This window comes from Photobacterium damselae subsp. damselae (assembly GCF_038086725.1).
GTDB lineage: Bacteria > Pseudomonadota > Gammaproteobacteria > Enterobacterales > Vibrionaceae > Photobacterium > Photobacterium damselae.
In genome coordinates, this window is the sequence record NZ_CP146970.1 from 1288632 (window position 1) to 1306754 (window position 18123).

General features: G+C 41.4%; 12 protein-coding genes. 4 read left to right on the forward strand and 8 right to left on the reverse strand.

What is annotated here, in order from left to right:
• Window positions 1–44 precede the first annotated feature (44 nt).
• Both nrdA and ubiG read right to left on the reverse strand, forming a co-directional pair.
• Window positions 45–2312 (reverse strand): class 1a ribonucleoside-diphosphate reductase subunit alpha, encoded by a 2268-nt coding sequence (gene nrdA, locus WAX86_RS05830; RefSeq protein ID WP_044175340.1) that lies wholly within the window; start codon window positions 2310–2312, stop codon window positions 45–47.
• Between the two features lie 486 nt (window positions 2313–2798).
• Entirely contained in the window at window positions 2799–3509 is a 711-nt protein-coding gene (gene ubiG, locus WAX86_RS05835) for a bifunctional 2-polyprenyl-6-hydroxyphenol methylase/3-demethylubiquinol 3-O-methyltransferase UbiG (protein ID WP_068968026.1), read from the reverse strand.
• A gap of 660 nt (window positions 3510–4169) precedes the next feature.
• Here ubiG and gyrA point away from each other — a divergent pair.
• The 3 genes from gyrA (at window position 4170) to WAX86_RS05850 (ending at window position 9980) form a co-directional block, all read left to right on the forward strand.
• On the forward strand, window positions 4170–6791 hold the full coding sequence (gene gyrA, locus WAX86_RS05840) for a DNA topoisomerase (ATP-hydrolyzing) subunit A (protein WP_068968027.1): 2622 nt from the start codon (window positions 4170–4172) through the stop codon (window positions 6789–6791).
• Window positions 6792–7005: 214 nt separating this feature from the next.
• Window positions 7006–8088 carry a 3-phosphoserine/phosphohydroxythreonine transaminase gene (gene serC / locus WAX86_RS05845; protein WP_341489259.1) on the forward strand — a complete coding sequence of 361 codons (1083 nt, stop codon included), beginning with the start codon at window positions 7006–7008 and terminating at the stop codon, window positions 8086–8088.
• A gap of 143 nt (window positions 8089–8231) precedes the next feature.
• Window positions 8232–9980 carry an ABC transporter ATP-binding protein/permease gene (locus WAX86_RS05850; protein ID WP_341489260.1) on the forward strand — a complete coding sequence of 583 codons (1749 nt, stop codon included), beginning with the start codon at window positions 8232–8234 and terminating at the stop codon, window positions 9978–9980.
• On the opposite strand, the gene WAX86_RS05855 is transcribed toward WAX86_RS05850, so the two are convergent.
• Genes WAX86_RS05855 through WAX86_RS05865 form a run of 3 tightly spaced genes read right to left on the reverse strand, consistent with a single transcriptional unit; the run spans window position 9977 to window position 12473 of the window.
• On the reverse strand, window positions 9977–10567 hold the full coding sequence (locus WAX86_RS05855) for a lipocalin family protein (protein ID WP_341489261.1): 591 nt from the start codon (window positions 10565–10567) through the stop codon (window positions 9977–9979). The genes WAX86_RS05850 and WAX86_RS05855 overlap by 4 nt on opposite strands.
• Before the next feature lie 18 nt (window positions 10568–10585).
• Window positions 10586–11833: a HAMP domain-containing sensor histidine kinase gene (locus WAX86_RS05860; protein ID WP_341489262.1), complete on the reverse strand. Its 1248-nt coding sequence runs from the start codon at window positions 11831–11833 to the stop codon at window positions 10586–10588.
• On the reverse strand, window positions 11805–12473 hold the full coding sequence (locus WAX86_RS05865; protein ID WP_044175354.1) for a response regulator transcription factor: 669 nt from the start codon (window positions 12471–12473) through the stop codon (window positions 11805–11807). The genes WAX86_RS05860 and WAX86_RS05865 overlap by 29 nt, the downstream gene beginning before the upstream one ends.
• Before the next feature lie 93 nt (window positions 12474–12566).
• Here WAX86_RS05865 and WAX86_RS05870 point away from each other — a divergent pair, with 93 nt between their 5' ends.
• On the forward strand, window positions 12567–13736 hold the full coding sequence (locus WAX86_RS05870) for a DUF5666 domain-containing protein (RefSeq protein WP_341489263.1): 1170 nt from the start codon (window positions 12567–12569) through the stop codon (window positions 13734–13736).
• A 322-nt stretch (window positions 13737–14058) separates the two neighbouring features.
• Here the strand turns inward: WAX86_RS05870 and torA are convergent, their stop codons facing one another.
• The 3 genes from torA to torE are packed head-to-tail and all read right to left on the reverse strand — an operon-like array spanning window position 14059 to window position 17934.
• Window positions 14059–16521, reverse strand: a complete 2463-nt coding sequence (gene torA, locus WAX86_RS05875; protein ID WP_341489264.1) for a trimethylamine-N-oxide reductase TorA — start codon at window positions 16519–16521, stop codon at window positions 14059–14061.
• 20 nt (window positions 16522–16541) lie between these two features.
• Window positions 16542–17720: a pentaheme c-type cytochrome TorC gene (gene torC / locus WAX86_RS05880; protein WP_065172323.1), complete on the reverse strand. Its 1179-nt coding sequence runs from the start codon at window positions 17718–17720 to the stop codon at window positions 16542–16544.
• Between the two features lie 37 nt (window positions 17721–17757).
• Window positions 17758–17934: a trimethylamine N-oxide reductase system protein TorE gene (torE, locus tag WAX86_RS05885; RefSeq protein WP_036764069.1), complete on the reverse strand. Its 177-nt coding sequence runs from the start codon at window positions 17932–17934 to the stop codon at window positions 17758–17760.
• Window positions 17935–18123 lie beyond the last annotated feature (189 nt).

Genomic DNA, 18123 nt, shown 5'->3' on the forward strand with positions numbered 1-18123 from the left:
TTTCCTCGGAAATCAAAGGGGAGCTGAACGCTCCCTCTTAATAATTAGATTTTACAACTAGTGCAATCGTCTGCACCCATGTCGCCTTGGCTATCTGATGCACCATCACGAGTGTTATGGTAGTACAGAGTCTTAACACCGAGTTTATACGCTGTTAATAGGTCTTTTAGCAAGAGTTTCATTGGAACTTTACCACCAGGCTGACGAGATGGGTCATAGTTGGTGTTGGCTGAAATAGCCTGATCAATGAACTTTTGCATAATACCGACTAGTTGTAAGTAGCCGTCATTGCCGCCGATGTTCCAAAGAAGTTCATAGTTGTCTTTGTACTTAGTGTACTCAGGAACCACTTGCTTCAAGATACCGTCTTTCGATGCTTTTACTGAAACGTAGCCTCGTGGTGGTTCAATACCATTGGTTGCGTTCGAGATCTGAGAGGATGTCTCAGAAGGCATTAAAGCTGACAATGTTGAGTTACGTAGACCGTGAGTTTTGATTTCTTCACGTAGGGTTTCCCAGTCGTAACGTAATTCTGCACTGCAGATCTTATCGATATCTTTCTTATAAGTATCAATTGGAAGAATGCCTTGCGCGTATGTTGTTTCATTAAACGCAGGACAAGCACCTTGTTCTTTTGCTAGACCAAGAGAAGCTTTTAGCAAGTAGTATTGAATTGCTTCAAATGCTTCATGAGTCAGGTTGTTCGCACTGCCATCAGAATAACGAACACCATTCTTCGCTAAGTAATAAGCAAAGTTAATAACACCAACACCAAGTGTACGACGATTCATGGTTGAACGACGAGCTGCTGGTAGCGGGTAGTCTTGGTAATCTAATAGAGCATCAAGGGCACGAACGGTCAGTTCAGCGAGCTCTTCCAGATCGTCTAGTGAATCAATTGCACCTAGGTTAAATGCCGATAGCGTACATAGTGCAATTTCACCATTTTCATCTTCAACATTGTTTAGTGGTTTTGTTGGTAGTGCAATTTCAAGACACAGATTAGATTGGCGAATCGGTGCTACTGATGGATCAAACGGACTGTGTGTATTACAGTGGTCAACGTTTTGCACGTAAATACGGCCAGTTGAAGCTCGCTCTTGCATCAATAGAGAGAATAGATCAATCGCTTTAACAGATTGCTTCTTAATACTCTCATCTTGTTCATATTGGGTATATAGACGCTCAAACTCAGCTTGATCAGCAAAGAATGCATCGTATAGTCCTGGAACATCAGATGGTGAGAATAGCGAGATGTTTTCGCCTTTAATTAGACGGGTATACATTAGCTTGTTGATCTGAACACCATAGTCCATATGACGAACACGGTTTTCTTCAACACCACGGTTATTTTTTAGTACCAGTAATGATTCAACTTCACGGTGCCACAAAGGATAGAACAGTGTTGCAGCACCACCACGTACGCCGCCTTGAGAACAGCATTTAACCGCAGTTTGGAAATATTTGTAAAATGGAATACAACCAGTGTGGAATGCTTCACCACCGCGGATTTCAGAACCCAATGCGCGAATACGACCAGCATTAATACCAATACCTGCGCGCTGAGAGACGTAACGAACGATCGAACTTGCCGTTGCGTTAATTGAGTCTAGGCTATCGTCACATTCAATCAATACACATGAACTGAATTGACGGGTAGGGGTACGTACACCAGACATAATTGGTGTAGGCAGTGAAATCTTAAATGTTGATGCCGCATCATAGAAACGTTTAATGTAGTCAAGACGAGTCTCTTTTGGATATTTTGCAAAGAGACACGCAGCGATCAATACATATAGGAACTGTGCGCTTTCAAAGATTTCGCCAGATACGCGGTTTTGAACTAGGTATTTACCTTCTAGCTGTTTAACGGCAGCATAAGAAAAGTTCATATCACGCCAGTGATCAATAAAAGTATCAATCACCGCAAATTCTTCTTCGGTATAGTCTTCAAGCAGATGTTTATCGTACTTGCCTTGCTCTACAAGGTGAGATACGTGCTTATAAAGTGTTGGTGGCTCGAATTGACCATACGCTTTTTTACGTAGGTGGAAAATGGCAAGACGTGCTGCCATGTATTGGTAGTCAGGGGTTTCTTCAGAGATGAGATCAGCCGCTGCTTTAATGATGGTTTCATGAATATCTTCAGTACGCATGCCATCATAAAACTGAATGTGAGATTTCAGTTCAACCTGTGATACAGAGACATTTTCAAGTCCTTCTGCTGCCCAATCTAGAACTCGGTGAATTTTGTCTAGATCAAGTGTTTCTGTTCGTCCATCACGCTTAGTAACAGTTAGCTGTTGAGTCATTTTTAGTCTTATTCCCAGAAAATCCCATATACCGGTATATTTTGCAAAAATGCGATAAAAGTTAGTGAAAGATGTGATCTTTGTTACAAAAGCACACTTTTACAAAAACACTATATATAGGGGGGTTGAGCTTGTTTGATTACAAGATAGTGTTGAAAATGGGTTTTGGCAAGATGGTATTTTTTGACCGCTTGTGGATAAGTTGGGGATTGGGACAAAATAGTTAGTACCTACTGACTGATGTCCTTAGAGCTGTCAGTAACATAGAAAAATGCAACCACTAATTCAGCATCTTAGAGAGAAAAAAATTTTTTTTATATTGATTTTTCTGTTCTTTGTATTACTAGCCTAATTGCTTAATTATTGACTTTGTAAGGGGATTAACCAGTAACAACATGAATCATAAGAATCTGTATTTTTTTAACCTAGGGCTTCGCCAATATTTGAAGCCCTATGATTACTGCATACCAGTCAGTTTAGTTCATTTTAAACTTGCTTAATCGTATGGACAATGTAGTTTACATCAACGTTAGTACCCAAACGATAGGTATTAGTTAAAGGGTTATAATGCAAGCCTGTGATGTGCTTATCTTGTAGCTCTGTTCGATCTATCATTGCCATCATTTCTGAAGGACGAATAAATTTTTCGTGATGGTGAGTGCCTTTAGGAACAATTTTTAGCAGATGTTCTGCGCCAACAATCGCAAAAAGATAGGATTTGATATTACGATTTAGGGTTGAGAAGAAGACATGACCTCCAGGTTTAACCATTTTTGCACATGCAGCAATAACCGAAGCTGGATCAGGAACATGCTCTAACATTTCCATACAGGTGACAACATCATAGGCTTGTGGGTTTTCTTCGGCGTGTTCTTCTGCTGTTGCTTGGACGTACTCAAGTTTTACACCAGCCTCAAGAGCATGTAAACGTGCGACAGTGAGCGGCTCTTTACCCATATCTAGACCGGTAACATCTGCGCCTTCTACCGCCATACTTTCTGCGAGAATACCACCACCACAGCCGACATCGAGAACCTTTTTGCCAAATAAACCATCGGCTTTGTCGATAACAAAATTAAGACGAAGAGGGTTGATTTGATGAAGAGGCTTAAATTCGCCTTCAGGATCCCACCAGCGTGATGCCATATCTTCAAATTTACTGATCTCAGCGGGATCGACATTTAACTGCTTGGTCATGTTTATGCGCCATTTTTCCTTAAATAATGGCGCATTATGCGAAAATTAAACGCTGTTGCAAAGTAGATTGCACTTAGTTGTTCTCAGCCAGTTGTAATACTGCGATCTCAGGACTAAAAGAACCGGAGAAGACGGTTAACGCTGTAAGAATGAGTATAAGGATATATTTGCCGCCAAGTATGCATAAACCTAGGGTATTAATGATTGTGCTAAACATAATAACCTCACCAAATTAAGACAGTAAAAGGAGGGGTGAAAGTTAGTTCAACCGCTAAATGAAGTAACCAGACTCAGTATAGGGTTTTTACCTAAAATAAGAGTGATGAAGCTCGTATTCGTATGAAATGCAAACATATTGATGCTTTATCATTAAGAACTTGAGTTACAATCGCATTTTTACAAATGGTTATAACTTTTGTACAGTGTTGTGACAAAGTGAGTAATTAGCTGTAATAAAATGGCTTTTGGATGTTTTTTGAACAAGCTATGTCAAAGTTTTCACAGAAGTGTCCTCAATTACTTGGGTTTTTTTAGATTTTCGCTAAATTACTCACAACATAAATCGTGAAAGGTGTGCCTATTGAGGCCGAAATATGCTATATTTTCGAACCTTAAACGTATCAAAAATACGATAGAAATTACCTGAGGGATATTGGCTCCATGAGCGATCTTGCAAAAGAGATCACGCCCGTAAACATTGAAGAGGAGCTGAAAGGCTCATACCTCGACTATGCGATGTCAGTTATCGTTGGTCGTGCTCTTCCTGATGTGCGTGATGGCCTAAAGCCAGTACACCGCCGCGTTTTATTCGCGATGAATGTACTGGGCAATGACTGGAATAAAGCTTACAAAAAATCTGCCCGTGTGGTTGGTGACGTAATCGGTAAATATCACCCTCATGGTGATAGCGCTGTTTATGACACTATCGTACGTATGGCTCAACCGTTCTCACTTCGTTATATGCTGGTGGATGGTCAGGGTAACTTCGGTTCTATCGATGGTGACTCGGCTGCGGCAATGCGTTATACCGAAGTTCGTATGGCGAAAATTGCTCACGAGCTACTTGCTGATCTTGAAAAAGACACGGTTGATTATGTACCTAACTATGACGGTACCGAGCATATTCCAGCAGTACTACCAACGAAAATTCCAAACCTGCTGGTAAATGGTTCATCCGGTATCGCCGTTGGTATGGCAACTAACATTCCGCCACATAACCTAGGTGAAGTCATCGATGGTTGTTTGGCTTACATCGATAATGAAGAAATCACTATCGATCAGTTAATGGAATACATTCCTGGTCCTGACTTCCCAACTGCGGCAATGATCAGTGGTCGTAAAGGTATCATTGATGCCTATAAGACTGGTCGCGGTAAGATCTACATGCGTTCAAAAGCAGAGATCGAAGTAGACAAGAATGGTAAAGAAACCATTATCGTTACAGAAATCCCATATCAGGTGAACAAAGCTCGCTTGATTGAAAAGATTGCTGAACTGGTTAAAGAAAAGAAAGTTGAAGGCATCAGTGCACTACGTGATGAGTCAGATAAAGACGGTATGCGTATTGTTATTGAATGTAAGCGTGATGCTGTGGGTGAAGTGGTTCTAAACAACCTTTACGCACAAACTCAGCTACAAACAACTTTCGGCATCAACATGGTTGCACTGGACAATGGCCAGCCTAAACTGTTCAACCTAAAAGAGATGCTGAAGTGCTTCGTTAACCACCGTCGTGAAGTGGTGACTCGTCGTACTATTTTCGAACTTCGTAAAGCTCGTGACCGTGCTCATATCTTAGAAGGTTTGGCTCTTGCTCTGGCAAATATCGATGAAATCATCGAGCTTATTCGCCGTGCGCCAACACCAGCTGAAGCTAAAGCAGGCCTTGTTGCTCGTGGTTGGGAGCTAGGTAACGTTGCTGCAATGCTTGAACGTGCCGGAACTGATGCCGCTCGTCCTGATTGGCTTGCTGAAGAGTTTGGTATTCGTGACAATCTGTATTATTTAACAGAGCAACAAGCACAAGCGATTCTTGATCTTCGTTTGCACAAGCTAACCGGTCTTGAGCACGAAAAGATTCTTGATGAATACAAGACTTTATTAGAAGAAATCGCTGAATTACTGCATATCCTGTCAAGTGCTGAGCGCTTAATGGAAGTAATTCGTGAAGAATTAGAGCTAGTTAAAGAGCAGTTTAATGATGCTCGCCGTACTGAGATCACAGCGGCAACTCACGATATTGATTTGGAAGATTTGATCAACCAAGAAGATGTTGTAGTGACTTTATCTCATGAAGGCTATGTTAAGTACCAAGTACTAACCGATTACGAAGCTCAACGTCGTGGTGGTAAAGGTAAAGCAGCAACTCGAATGAAGGATGAAGACTTTATTGAGCGTCTGCTGGTTGCCAATACTCACGATACTATCTTGTGCTTCTCGACTCGCGGCCGTATGTACTGGCTGAAAGTGTACCAGTTACCATTAGCAAGTCGTACTGCGCGTGGTAAGCCGATTGTTAATATTCTTCCTCTTGAAGAGAATGAGCGTATTACCGCAATTCTTCCGGTTAAAGAATACGAAGCGGATAAGTTTGTCTTTATGGCAACGGCTGACGGTACAGTTAAGAAGACTCCTCTAACTGACTTTAGCCGTCCTCGTAGTGCTGGTATTATCGCGGTTAACCTTCGTGATGAAGATACACTGATTGGTGTTGATATCACAGATGGTAACAATGACATTATGCTGTTCTCTAAAGCAGGTAAAGTTGTTCGATTCAACGAAGGCCAAGTACGTGCTATGGGCCGTACAGCTGCGGGTGTTCGCGGTATCAAGCTGGCAGAGAGCGACAATGTAGTATCTCTGATTGTTCCTCACAATGATGGTGATGTATTAACTGTGACTGAAAATGGTTACGGTAAGCGTACAGAGCTTGAGGAATACCCAGCGAAGAGCCGTGCAACTCAAGGTGTTGTATCCATCAAAGTTTCTGAGCGTAATGGTTCAGTTGTTGGTGCGGTACAGGTACTTGAGGGTGACGAATTTATGATGATCACCAACGGTGGTACTCTGGTTCGTACTCGCGTAGCCGAAGTAAGCCGTGTGGGTCGTAATACTCAAGGTGTCACTCTGATCCGTACTACAGAAGATGAAAAAGTAGTTGGTCTACAACGAATTGATGAGCCAGATGAAGATGATATCATCGAAGACGCAGAAATCACCGAAGTAGAAAATACAGAAACACCAGCTGCAGATTCTGAGCAGGGCGATTCATCTGAAGAATAACGACTAACTTAGTATTATTCTCTAAATTAAACGCAGTCTTTGGGCTGCGTTTTTTTATATCTCTACTTTTAGCCTAGACCGCATAAAGAAAAACCTTTTCAGATCAAGTTGAAAGGTGTAAAAAGTGATAAAGAAGATCACAGTCACAGTTTATTTCTACTTCTGTGCTAGTGCAGTTTTATGTTTATTTTGATAGCAGGAGCATATCTACATCATGGATAAGGTTTATAACTTTAGTGCTGGCCCTGCAATGATGCCAGCAGACGTTATTAAAAAAGCCCAAGCAGAATTGGTTGATTGGAATGGCTTGGGTACTTCTGTGATGGAAGTGAGTCACCGTGGCAAACCATTTTTAGAAATCGCCGCTCAATCAGAAAAAGATCTGCGTGATTTACTGTCTATTCCTGATAATTATCACGTACTGTTTATGCATGGTGGCGCTCGAGGCCAATTTGCGGCGGTTCCACTTAACTTGCTAGGTGATGCAACAACTGCTGATTATATGGATGGTGGTTTTTGGGCTCACAGTGCGGTCGAAGAAGCGAGTAAGTACTGTCAGCCTAATGCGGTTGATATTACCTGTGAACGCGACGGTAAGCGCGCTATTTTACCTGCAAACCAATGGCCTTTATCAGATGATGCTGCCTTTGTGCATTTTTGTCCGAATGAAACTATCGATGGTATTGAGATCCGCGATTTACCGGTGACGGATAAACCGATTATTGCAGATATGTCGTCAGTGATTTTATCTCGCCAAATTGATGTTTCAAAATACGGGGTTATTTACGCAGGCGCTCAGAAAAATATTGGCCCAGCGGGTTTGACTATCGTGATCATTCGTGATGATTTATTGGGCCAAGCAAAACAGATCTTACCAAGTATTCTTGATTACACAGTAGCTGTTGATAAAGAGTCAATGTTTAATACGCCACCGACTTTTGCGTGGTATTTAGCTGGTGAAGTTTTCAAGTGGCTGAAGAGTATCGGCGGTGTAGCTGAGATTCAAAAGCGCAATGAAGTAAAAGCTAAGTTGCTTTATGATGCTATTGATCATTCAGATTTCTATAAAAATAATGTTCATCCTGATAACCGTTCTGCGATGAATGTGCCATTTCAATTAAAAAATCCAGAATTAGACGAACTATTCTTAAAAGAAGCAGATGAAGCTGGCTTGCGAGCACTGAAAGGTCATCGTGCTGTAGGTGGTATGCGCGCGTCTATTTATAATGCGATGCCTTATGAAGGCGTTGAAGCTCTTGTTCGTTTTATGGCAGAGTTTGAGAAAAAACACGCCTAGAATTGCGAATATATACGCACAAAACCGCTTGATTCATTGGATTAAGCGGTTTTTTTATGTCTCAAGCGTATTAATGCGAACTTTGTTTTGTGCCGCTGCTCTAACTTCTCAGTCTTTGAGAGTAGTTAGGGTAGAGGAGTATCATGAAATTGACTGATTCAGTCCAACTGAGTTCCCGTCACTTTTTAGGTAAAGTGTGGCAGTTAGCAAAACCGTATTGGCAATCTGAAGAAAAATGGATTGCTCGCGGTTTATTATTTGCCATTGTCATTCTCAATTTAGGTATGGTCTATATGTCTGTCATCCTAAATAAATGGAATGCAGATTTTTATAATGCCCTTCAGCAGATAGATAAAGCGGCTTTTACCCACCTATTAATTAAATTTTCATTGATAGCGGCAGGTTTTATCATTATTGCTATCTATCGAATTTACCTCAATATGATGCTTCAGCTTCGTTGGCGTCGTTGGTTAACACAAGTGTATTTTTCAGATTGGTTATCTCATCGTGTTTATTATCAATTAGAGTTGGAACACGGCAAAACAGATAACCCGGATCAACGTATTTCAGAAGACATCAATCAATTTACCAGTGACACATTAGGATTAGCTCTAGGGCTGTTGAATTCCGTTGTAACACTAGCTTCGTTCATTACCATTTTATGGGGTCTATCAGGCAGTATGAGTGTTGACTTGCTCGGCCATCATATTGAAATCCCTGGGGCGATGGTATGGGCTGCTTTATTGTATGCTGGCATTGGTAGTTGGATTATGCATAAAATAGGTAAGCCATTAATTGGTTTGAATTTTATGCAGCAAAAGTTTGAAGCTGATCTTCGTTTTTCTATGATCCGTTTGCGCGAAAACGCAGAAGGGGTGGCGCTTTATCAAGGTGAGAAAACTGAACAACAAGAACTTGAATTAAAGTTTGATTCAGTCTGGAAAAACACTTGGAAAATTATGCGAAAGCAAAAGCAGATGGTTGGCTTTAATAGTGGCTATTCGCAAATTGCATCTATTTTTCCTCTGGTTATCACCGCTCCCCGTTTTTTCTCTGGTGCGATCAAACTGGGTGGGATGATGCAGATCGTGAATGCTTTTGGTCAAGTTATGGATGCTATGAGCTGGTTTGTTAACTCTTATGCTTCTATCGCAAGCTGGAAAGCCAGTGTCGATCGCTTAACAACTTATCATGAGCATATGATTGAAGCGAGAGAGCAAACAATCAAGAGCCAATTACATATCCAACTTTCAAATCAAGACCACTTAACGCTTAACCAGTGTTCTGTTGGGTTACCTAATAAAGAAATTTTATTTACTCTGGGTAACTTATCTATTGCCGCAGGCGAGCACACATTAATTGCTGGCCCTTCTGGTTTAGGTAAGAGCAGTTTAATGAAAACCATCGCAGGTATTTGGCCATTTTCACAAGGTGAAGTAGAGCGTAATAACGATGCACTATTTTTACCTCAGAGGCCTTATCTACCTATTGCAACATTAAGAGATGTTTTACTCTATCCTCAAAAAGATACTCTGATCTCTGATGCTACTCTAGTGGAATGGATGCACAAATGTTCGTTAAGCCGTTTTGTTGACGTTCTTTCTGAGCGACATAATTGGGCTCATGTGATGTCTCCAGGTGAGCAGCAACGAGTCGCTTTATTGCGTGCTTTTATCCAACAACCTAAATGGTTATTTTTGGATGAAGCTACAGCCTCTCTCGATGAAGAGACTGAGGCGCGTATGTATCAGTTACTGCTTGATGAGTTACCCCAGACTACATTAATCAGTATTGCTCATCGTTCTGTCGTGGCTAAATACCATAAACAAGTGCTAAGAGGGCAGCGAACTGACGATCATCAAGTACGCTGGGATAAAGGTGCGATTGCTTAACGTGTACTGTAAAGGTGGGCCATTTGGTTCACCTTTTTTCTATTTTGAATTTGTGATGGATAAATGAGTTGGTCGGTCGCAAAGCCATGTTGTTTTGCTAACTGTAAATAGTGGTTAATCTTCTCTTTAGGTAGGCTTGGTGTGCGCGATAAAATCCAAAAATAGTCGTTACTATAACCACTAACGAGCGCGGCACTATAGTCAGGCTCTAAGTGGAAGACAACATAACTACTATAGAATGGGCCAAAGAATGAGACTTTAAAGTGCCCTGTATGAATATCTTTGACCATTTTGGCATTACCTATGGCTTCACTCCATTCTTTATCTTCGATATCAAAACCTCGATTAATGACTTCGACGCTGCCATCGCGTTTTAGATGATAAGTGGCTGAGATATTAGAAAGCCCACGTTCAAAACTGTGGTCAAGGCGGGCTATCTCATACCAAGTGCCCATATAGCGATTGAGTTCAAAAGCAGTAACAGGAGAAACTTGTTGTGGAACAGAGGTACATCCGGTAAGCCAAAGAACCAAAAGAGGAATAAAAATAGTACTGTTGCGGCTTGGCAAAAAATGACAGATCTTCATATTTATTCCTCCAGTTTTTTAACTTCTATTGTGGAATTGAATCTCTGTTGCAAATTGGGTGCCAGTATCAGTCGCTGAAAATTGCCAACCCATCCGTTCACAAATACGCTCAACAATAACCAGCCCGCAGCCATAACCTGCATTATAGGTCTCATGTCCATCATGGCGATTCGTGATCGTTAATGTTTCGGCATCCAGTGAAATATGAATATCACCGATACTGTAGCTAAATGCATTCTTGATCAGATTGTTTATAACAATAGTAATAAAACTTTCTGGTGCATAGGCTGTGATAGGATTTTTTATCTCTAACTGATAGCCAGAATCTTGCTTAGCAAATAGGGGCTCTAGAAGCTCAAGTTGTTGATATAAAGCACTATCTAGACTGAATTCACCATAATAATGGTTATCAATATGCTCTTTACCAAGTAGGAGAAAAGTCTCAGTTAAGATACGCATTTCATCACTAGCTTGTTGCATCCGATCGATAGCCTTGAGCGCAACTCGTGGCTGATTGGGGACTTTTTTGAGTAAATCGGCAGATCCTTTAATCACCATAATAGGCGTACGCAGTTCGTGAGAAGCAAAACGGCTAAACTCTTTCTCTCGTTGAAAAAATCCAGCAATATTATTTTTGCTATCAAGAAGTGCTTGCTCTATGTGGCGGGTTTCACTGTATTGACTATCGACAGAAAAGGCTGGTTGGTCAGGTTGCATTTGACTGATTTTTTCTTCGATAGTTGCAAAAGGTTTTGAGAGGGTACGTACAAAATATACCCCATATAACGCCATGGCTAAAGTGATAAGCCCACCAAAGAAGAAGGTAAAATAGTGCAAGTTATCTTCATAGCTATCAAGGTAGTCATCGGCATCGTCTTGGAATACTAAATAGAGTAAACCATTACCTGATGGGTGTTTTAATACAATAAAATGCTTATCCTCATCCCCTAACAGATGTTCATAAAAACCTGGTTTATTATAACCATCCAACCATTTTGGCATGGGTTGCTCACTCCAATAAGTTGAAAATTCAGACTTATTAGGAAGGGCTGCTTGCTCTTGGTCTGTTTGATAATCCATTACATACCGGGTCGCTTCGGTATCGAGCCAGTGGTGGAGACTGATCACCTCTAACTGGTTTTCTGCGATATAAATCACGCCCCAATACAGAGCAAACATCACAAATGTCATTGCACCAAAACTCCAGCGAACTTTGCGGTAGAGACTTGGATATTGTCTAATCTTTGATGCGGTAGCCTTGACCATGGATTGTTTCTAACCTTGATGTTTCAAACCCCTTATCTAGGGCATTACGAAGACCATATATATGACTGCGAAGAGCATCACTGGACGGAGTTTCATCACCCCAAATCGATTCGATTACCTCTTGGCGTGATACTATGCTAGGAGCTTGTCGCATAAGTAATTTGAGAATTTTAAGTTGAATTCGACTGAGTTTGATCTCAGTTTCGGCGCGTTTAACTTCATCAGTGCGTGTATTAATGGTGATGTCGGCAAACTTGAGTTCTCCAATATCCTGTCGAGGACCGCGGTTACTTAATGCATAAAGGCGTAAGCAGAGCTCTTCCATTGCAAAAGGCTTGAGTAGATAGTCATCGCCACCGGCTTTAAATGCCGCAATTTTATCTTCTAACTGATCCTTGGCGGTTAAAAAGAGAATGGGGGTGTTGCAAAACTGTTCTTCCCGTAATTTCTTTACTGCATTAATGCCATCTAATTTAGGCATCATAATGTCCATAATAATCACATCATAGTGATTTTCTTTAACCAAATTTAGCGCAGCTTCACCATGATAAGCACAGTCAATCGTCATACCTTCAAGTTCAAGATAGTCAGCAATGGTCTCGGCAATATTATGGTTGTCATCAACAATTAGTACTTTCATAAAAATATTTCACGTTTCTTCACGATCACTTCACGAATGCCCGCTTAATATACCTGCGATAACAATATTATTCTTTAAATAAAAAGGTTTAGCATGAAAAAGTTAGCACTAGTTACGATTATTGGCCTTATTCTTTCTGGATGTGGTGGCGGTGGAAGTAGTGATAGTGGCTCAACCCCAAAACCTGATATTAAACCAGAGACAAAGCCAGCATTAGTAGAAGGTACAATTGATAAAGTAAATGGCAGTAATATCATTGTTAATGGTCGTTCTTACCAAGTAGCTAGTGTGAATTATGCAAATACTCCTTTGGCTGACGGCGTTTCTGTATTAAAACCACAAATGATGGTGCAGGTTTCTGACGTGGCAAGGGCTGGCGCTACCGTTTTTCTAGATCCAACATTATTAGGTAAAGTGACAGCAGTTAATCATACAACCAACACTTTTACCGTTAATGGGGTGGAGTTGTCTTTTGCTCAATTAAATAAAGAAATAGAAATTAATGATTGGGTGATGGTTTCTGCACTACCGATGGCGACCGAAACTGGAGTGGGTTATAAAGTTTTATCGGTGATTGAAGTTGAGAATACTGACCTTGCTGGTAAGTATGAGTTAGAGGGTACTTTATCTCAGTTAGATTCTGCGGCATCTACATTTAAGCTGGGTCAGGTCGTCGTAGATTATGCAAATATTCAGTTAGAACCAACGATTGGTAATGGTGATTGGGTTGAAGTAACGGGGGAGATGATAGATGGTGCTTTCGTTGCTACAGAAGTTGAAGTTGATAACTATGACGATAATGAAGACTTTGATGATGCAGAAATTGAGGGTGTAGTAACCTGGATTAACAACGAAAAGACGTTATTTACCCTAAATGCTCGTGGTCAATTTGTTATCGACAACTCAACTCGTTTTGAAGATGGATCGCGAAACAACTTAAAAACGGGGGAGTTGGTTGAAGTCACGGCACTTAATGGTGTGGCAAAAGAGATTGAATTTGACCGTGATCACGATGGTGACCATGAGCAAGGCACTTGGCATGAGTTTGATGCTGAAGGAATCGTTTCTAATGTGATGAATTCTACAATCACACTTGATACCTTTAATGGCGCTTCACAAACCATTTATGTAGATAACATGACTCGTTATGAAGATCGTTTAACACTAGCAACACTAACAGGTAAACGAGTTGAGATTGAAGGTATTGTTCGCAATGGTCAAAAGATCGCTCGTGAAATTGAGTTAGAAGAGTTAGATGATTAATTAGAAAATACCATTTCCTGTTTTGACATTTCTTTTTTGCGCCCTAAGTTAAATAGGGCGCTTTTTTTTATTACCATATTTTTGCTTTGCGAGATTATGAGGCTCAACAAGCCGCTGGGGTGACGGACTTTACCTTCAACCCAATTAAGCTACGGATTAAAAATGCTACCTATTGGGAAAAGCGTTATGCCGCAGTTCAAAAATCATCAATAACAGGGCGATATCCAGACCAAGAGGGTGATCCTGTTACATCTAGCTGATACAAAAAGGCCCGAGTTCATATAAAACTCGGGCCTTTTTAGCGCTTAATCAGATTGACTGACTAGCTAACTTCAATTGGACCGCCAAATGAGGTTACAGGTGGTAGTTTACCTTGGAACTTCTCGAAATCAACCAGACAGGTTTGTGCACTAGTTGCTTGAGCAAGCTCGGAACTTGGGATATCCATTGTTAAAGTATTTGGATCGCCATAGGTATCAATGGCACCGATTTTCTCATTAAGAGGACCGTACCAAGCGCCTTCTTCGATTCGCACCACACCTTCGGCATAGCTATCTGATAATACCGCACCCGCTAATAGTTGACCGCGATCGTTAAACACTCGCACTACATCGCCTGCTTTGATGCCTTTTTTCGCGGCATCTTTCGGGTTCATGTAAATAGGTTCACGATCTTGTACTGTGTACGTAGCACGGAACTCATCAGATTCACACATCTGTGAGTGCAGACGCTTATCTGGGTGGCAAGATTGTAACCAGAATGGGTGTTTATCTGAGCCAGGGCCGCCATGAGAACGTTCTGTTTTCTCAAACCACATTGGATGATTTTGACAGTGCTCATAGTTATAACGACCAATCTTACGGCTAGAAATTTCAATAAAGCCAGATGGTGTACCTAGGGCATTAATCTCTGGGTCTTTACGGAAATCTGCATGACGAACCCAAGGTTGACCCGTACCAAAGTCTAGGAAACCTTGCTGCCAGAACACATCAAACTCAGGCATATCAAACTTACCTTTGTTCGCTGCTCGACAGTCGTTATACAACATGCTTACCCATTCCATTTCATCCATACCACGAGTGTACTCTTTATGACGACCAAAACGGCGAGTCAACTCAGTAAAGATCTCGAAATCGGTTTTAGATTGATAGAGTGGGTCAACCAGTTTGTGCATCGCAAGTAGACCACGACCACTGTAAGAACCCATAACATCAATATCGTTACGTTCAAACTGCGTACAGGCTGGCAGTACGATATCGGAAAAACGACACGTTGCAGTCCAAGCATAATCAATAGTCACAACGGTTTGCAACTTCTGGAATGCTTGCTTCATGCGGTTACGATCTTGATGGTGGTGCCATGGGTTGTTACCGCTGATCACCATCATTTTGTAACCAGGAAGAATTACTTTAGAGCCGTTGTATTGGATCTCTTTCCCCGGCTCTAAAATACAGTCAACAAAACGAGCAACTGGAATGGTACGGCTGTAACCATTAAAGTCATTGTTATCCCACTTTGGTTTATGGCCTTCATCCACGTTACGAGGGAAGCCACCAGGAGCGGCAAATCCTGTTGATGGGACACCGATACCTGAGTAGTGATGGCCATAAGAGATACCGCCACCTGGTAAACCAATTTGACCAACCATTGCCGCAACCACTGCTCCCATCCAATAAGGCTGTTCACCGTGTTCTTGACGCTGGATACACCAACCAAACATGATCTGAGTGCGATCTTTTACCAATAGACGAGCAAATTCACGGATTTGGTCCGCTGGAACACCACAGATAGCCGAAGCCCATTCTGGTGTTTTTTCTACTTTATCTTTGGTCTCACCTTTAACGTAACCAATAAACTCATCAAAGCCTAAGCAATACATTTTGATAAAGTCTTTATCGTATAGGTTTTCGTTATATAGGGTATGAGCCACACCTAACATAAACGCCACATCGGTCTGCGGGTTAATGTAAAGATGCTCATTATCAAGATAACGTTGGGTTTTGTTTTTAACTGGATCTACCGAGATCACTTTGATCTCACCTTTAGCTACTTTTTCTTTTAGCTGAGCAAGGTAAGGGTAGGATTCATGGGTTTCACAGTTCCAACCAACTTGTAGGTTTTTCACTGGATCGTTTGCCCACAAGATTAATGTCTTGGTGTTATCTAAAATTTCAGACCAAGAAGTACCTTGGGCGTAAACTTCCGTTGAACCCAACACATATGGCATGATGGTTTGGCCGGCACCAGTTGAGTAGTCACCCACTTTAGTGATGTAGTTACCGTGCATACCTACTGCGCGCTGCATGTGGCTAGTACAACTGTGGAATTGACCTGTTTGACGCCAACCTGTTTGACCGGCGTGAATTGCCCAAGGACCGTAGTCTTTTTGCATACGCTCTAATTCTTGGTAGAACAGATCCAGAGCTTCATCCCAAGTCACACGTACAAAACGGTTATTACCACGTGTTTCGCCGCTATACTTGTTTTTCTTCAACCAATCGAGACGTACCATTGGGTAGCGAACACGTGAAGGGTTGTAGATAACGCCCTTAATGCCTTTTAACATTTCGGTCGGGTTTTTATCTATTTCGATCGCTTCAATCTCTTGAACTCGGCCACCATAGATATGAGCGCGGAATGCACCCCAGTGAGAACCTGAATACTTCCAGGTTCCTGTAGTTTCAACAGCAAAGGCTTTAGATGAAGCCAGTAGGCTAGGACCAATCACGCCAGCTGCACTGGTCATGGTTAGGCCTTTAAGAAAACTTCTTCTTGATACAGACATGGTTATTTACTCCATCAACCTTAGTGCTTCTCATCAGAAAAATCTGAAGAATGCTTTTGAAGATACTTACGAACTAGGGCTTCACTATCGCGATCGAAGTTAACGAACGCTAGCATGCCATCGAACATTCCTGGCCATGTATTGGCATCGAAATGGTTTTCCGCAGGTTGGGTGTGACATACTGAACAGTTAGTGGTGTAAGCCGATTTTGCCTTTTCCCATACTGGAGTAATGTCGTTAACAAGAGAATCTTTAGGCATCCAAACTTTAGCCGTTACGCGCTGCCATGGAAGACCTGTTAAGTCGTCAACTTTCTCTTCGTATTTATCAACCACTTGATCGTTTTGTGCTGATTCTTTAACCAGAGAGGCAACCGGGATATTCATACCAAAATCTTCCTGAATAACTCGACCATAGCCTTTATCTTTACGCCAACCAGCAATTTCAACTTCAACAGCCTTGTCGGTTTGCGCGATAACTTTTACGCCTGATGCTGGGTTAAGAAGACCGGCTTCAACCTTTAGATCTTTATCTTCATACACAGGTAGGTAACGCACGCTGTATACGGTTTCGCCATCAGCATATTTAGTGTTGTGTGATAGGTTTACTAGCTCTGAAATTAAGCCACCGCTGCTGTCCATATTCTTTGGAAGGTGGTGAGCAATACCTTTATGACAGTCAACACAGCTTTGATCTCGTTCTGCCGCATTCTTCATTTGGACACGAGCTGTTGGCGACATCTTACTAAAGTCCATGCCGTCATAGTCGTGACAGTTACGACACTCAAGAGAGCCGTTAGCACTAAAACGTTCCCACTCATGTTGCGCGAGAACTAAGCGGCGATCTTCAAATTTCTCTGGTGTATCAATAAATCCAGCAAAGTGAGCAAAAACTTCTTTGCTTGCTTGAATCTTACGGGAAATTTTTGCTGTCCATTCGTGTGGAACATGACAATCAGGACAGGTTGCACGAACACCTGAGCGGTTTTTGTCATGAATGGTGTTGGCAAATTCTGGTGCAACGTTTTCTGCGTGACAACCCACACAGAACTCTTCGGTATTGGTCTTTTCAAGTGCTGTATTAAAACCACCCCAGAAAATAACACCGGCAATAAAACCACCTAGGGTTAATACACCTAAGCTGATATGAACACTTGGACGAGAGAATGTCTGCCAAGCTTTGCGAAGAAAGTTTTTCATTATGTGCCTCTCTAATGATTTCTAATGCGTACTTGACTTACATGCCATGGCCTGGAGGGCCAAACACAAACAGTTGTAGCATCCACACAATGAATCCGTAACCACCTACTACCATCACACTTAAAATGGGAAATAAAAAGACTGTGATGAAGAGGAAAGCCTTCCATTCGCGGCCGCGCGTCGATTGGTCTTTTTGATCAGTAACACTGCTCATAAAGAAACTCCTGCTAATAAGGGAAAATGAATACGTAGACATATTTTTTATAAATCTATTTATTTTGCGATCATAAAGTATTCGTTTATTCAGATTCAATTAATACTTATGGGGTAATTGCAATATTTGTAAGGTTTTTTGATGTAAAACGATGATGTGATTTATTGTTAAATTGTTATGAAAAATTAT

Bases quoted from the DNA above. Each gene is read 5' to 3' on its own strand.
- nrdA (WP_044175340.1), bottom strand. From the start codon at position 2,312: ATGACTCAACAGCTAACTGTTACTAAGCGTGATGGACGAACAGAAACA.
- ubiG (WP_068968026.1), bottom strand. From the start codon at position 3,509: ATGACCAAGCAGTTAAATGTCGATCCCGCTGAGATCAGTAAATTTGAA.
- torC (WP_065172323.1), bottom strand. From the start codon at position 17,720: ATGAAAAACTTTCTTCGCAAAGCTTGGCAGACATTCTCTCGTCCAAGT.
- serC (WP_341489259.1), top strand. From the start codon at position 7,006: ATGGATAAGGTTTATAACTTTAGTGCTGGCCCTGCAATGATGCCAGCA.
- WAX86_RS05870 (WP_341489263.1), top strand. From the start codon at position 12,567: ATGAAAAAGTTAGCACTAGTTACGATTATTGGCCTTATTCTTTCTGGA.
- WAX86_RS05865 (WP_044175354.1), bottom strand. From the start codon at position 12,473: ATGAAAGTACTAATTGTTGATGACAACCATAATATTGCCGAGACCATT.
- WAX86_RS05855 (WP_341489261.1), bottom strand. From the start codon at position 10,567: ATGAAGATCTGTCATTTTTTGCCAAGCCGCAACAGTACTATTTTTATT.
- gyrA (WP_068968027.1), top strand. From the start codon at position 4,170: ATGAGCGATCTTGCAAAAGAGATCACGCCCGTAAACATTGAAGAGGAG.
- WAX86_RS05850 (WP_341489260.1), top strand. From the start codon at position 8,232: ATGAAATTGACTGATTCAGTCCAACTGAGTTCCCGTCACTTTTTAGGT.
- torE (WP_036764069.1), bottom strand. From the start codon at position 17,934: ATGAGCAGTGTTACTGATCAAAAAGACCAATCGACGCGCGGCCGCGAA.
- WAX86_RS05860 (WP_341489262.1), bottom strand. From the start codon at position 11,833: ATGGTCAAGGCTACCGCATCAAAGATTAGACAATATCCAAGTCTCTAC.
- torA (WP_341489264.1), bottom strand. From the start codon at position 16,521: ATGTCTGTATCAAGAAGAAGTTTTCTTAAAGGCCTAACCATGACCAGT.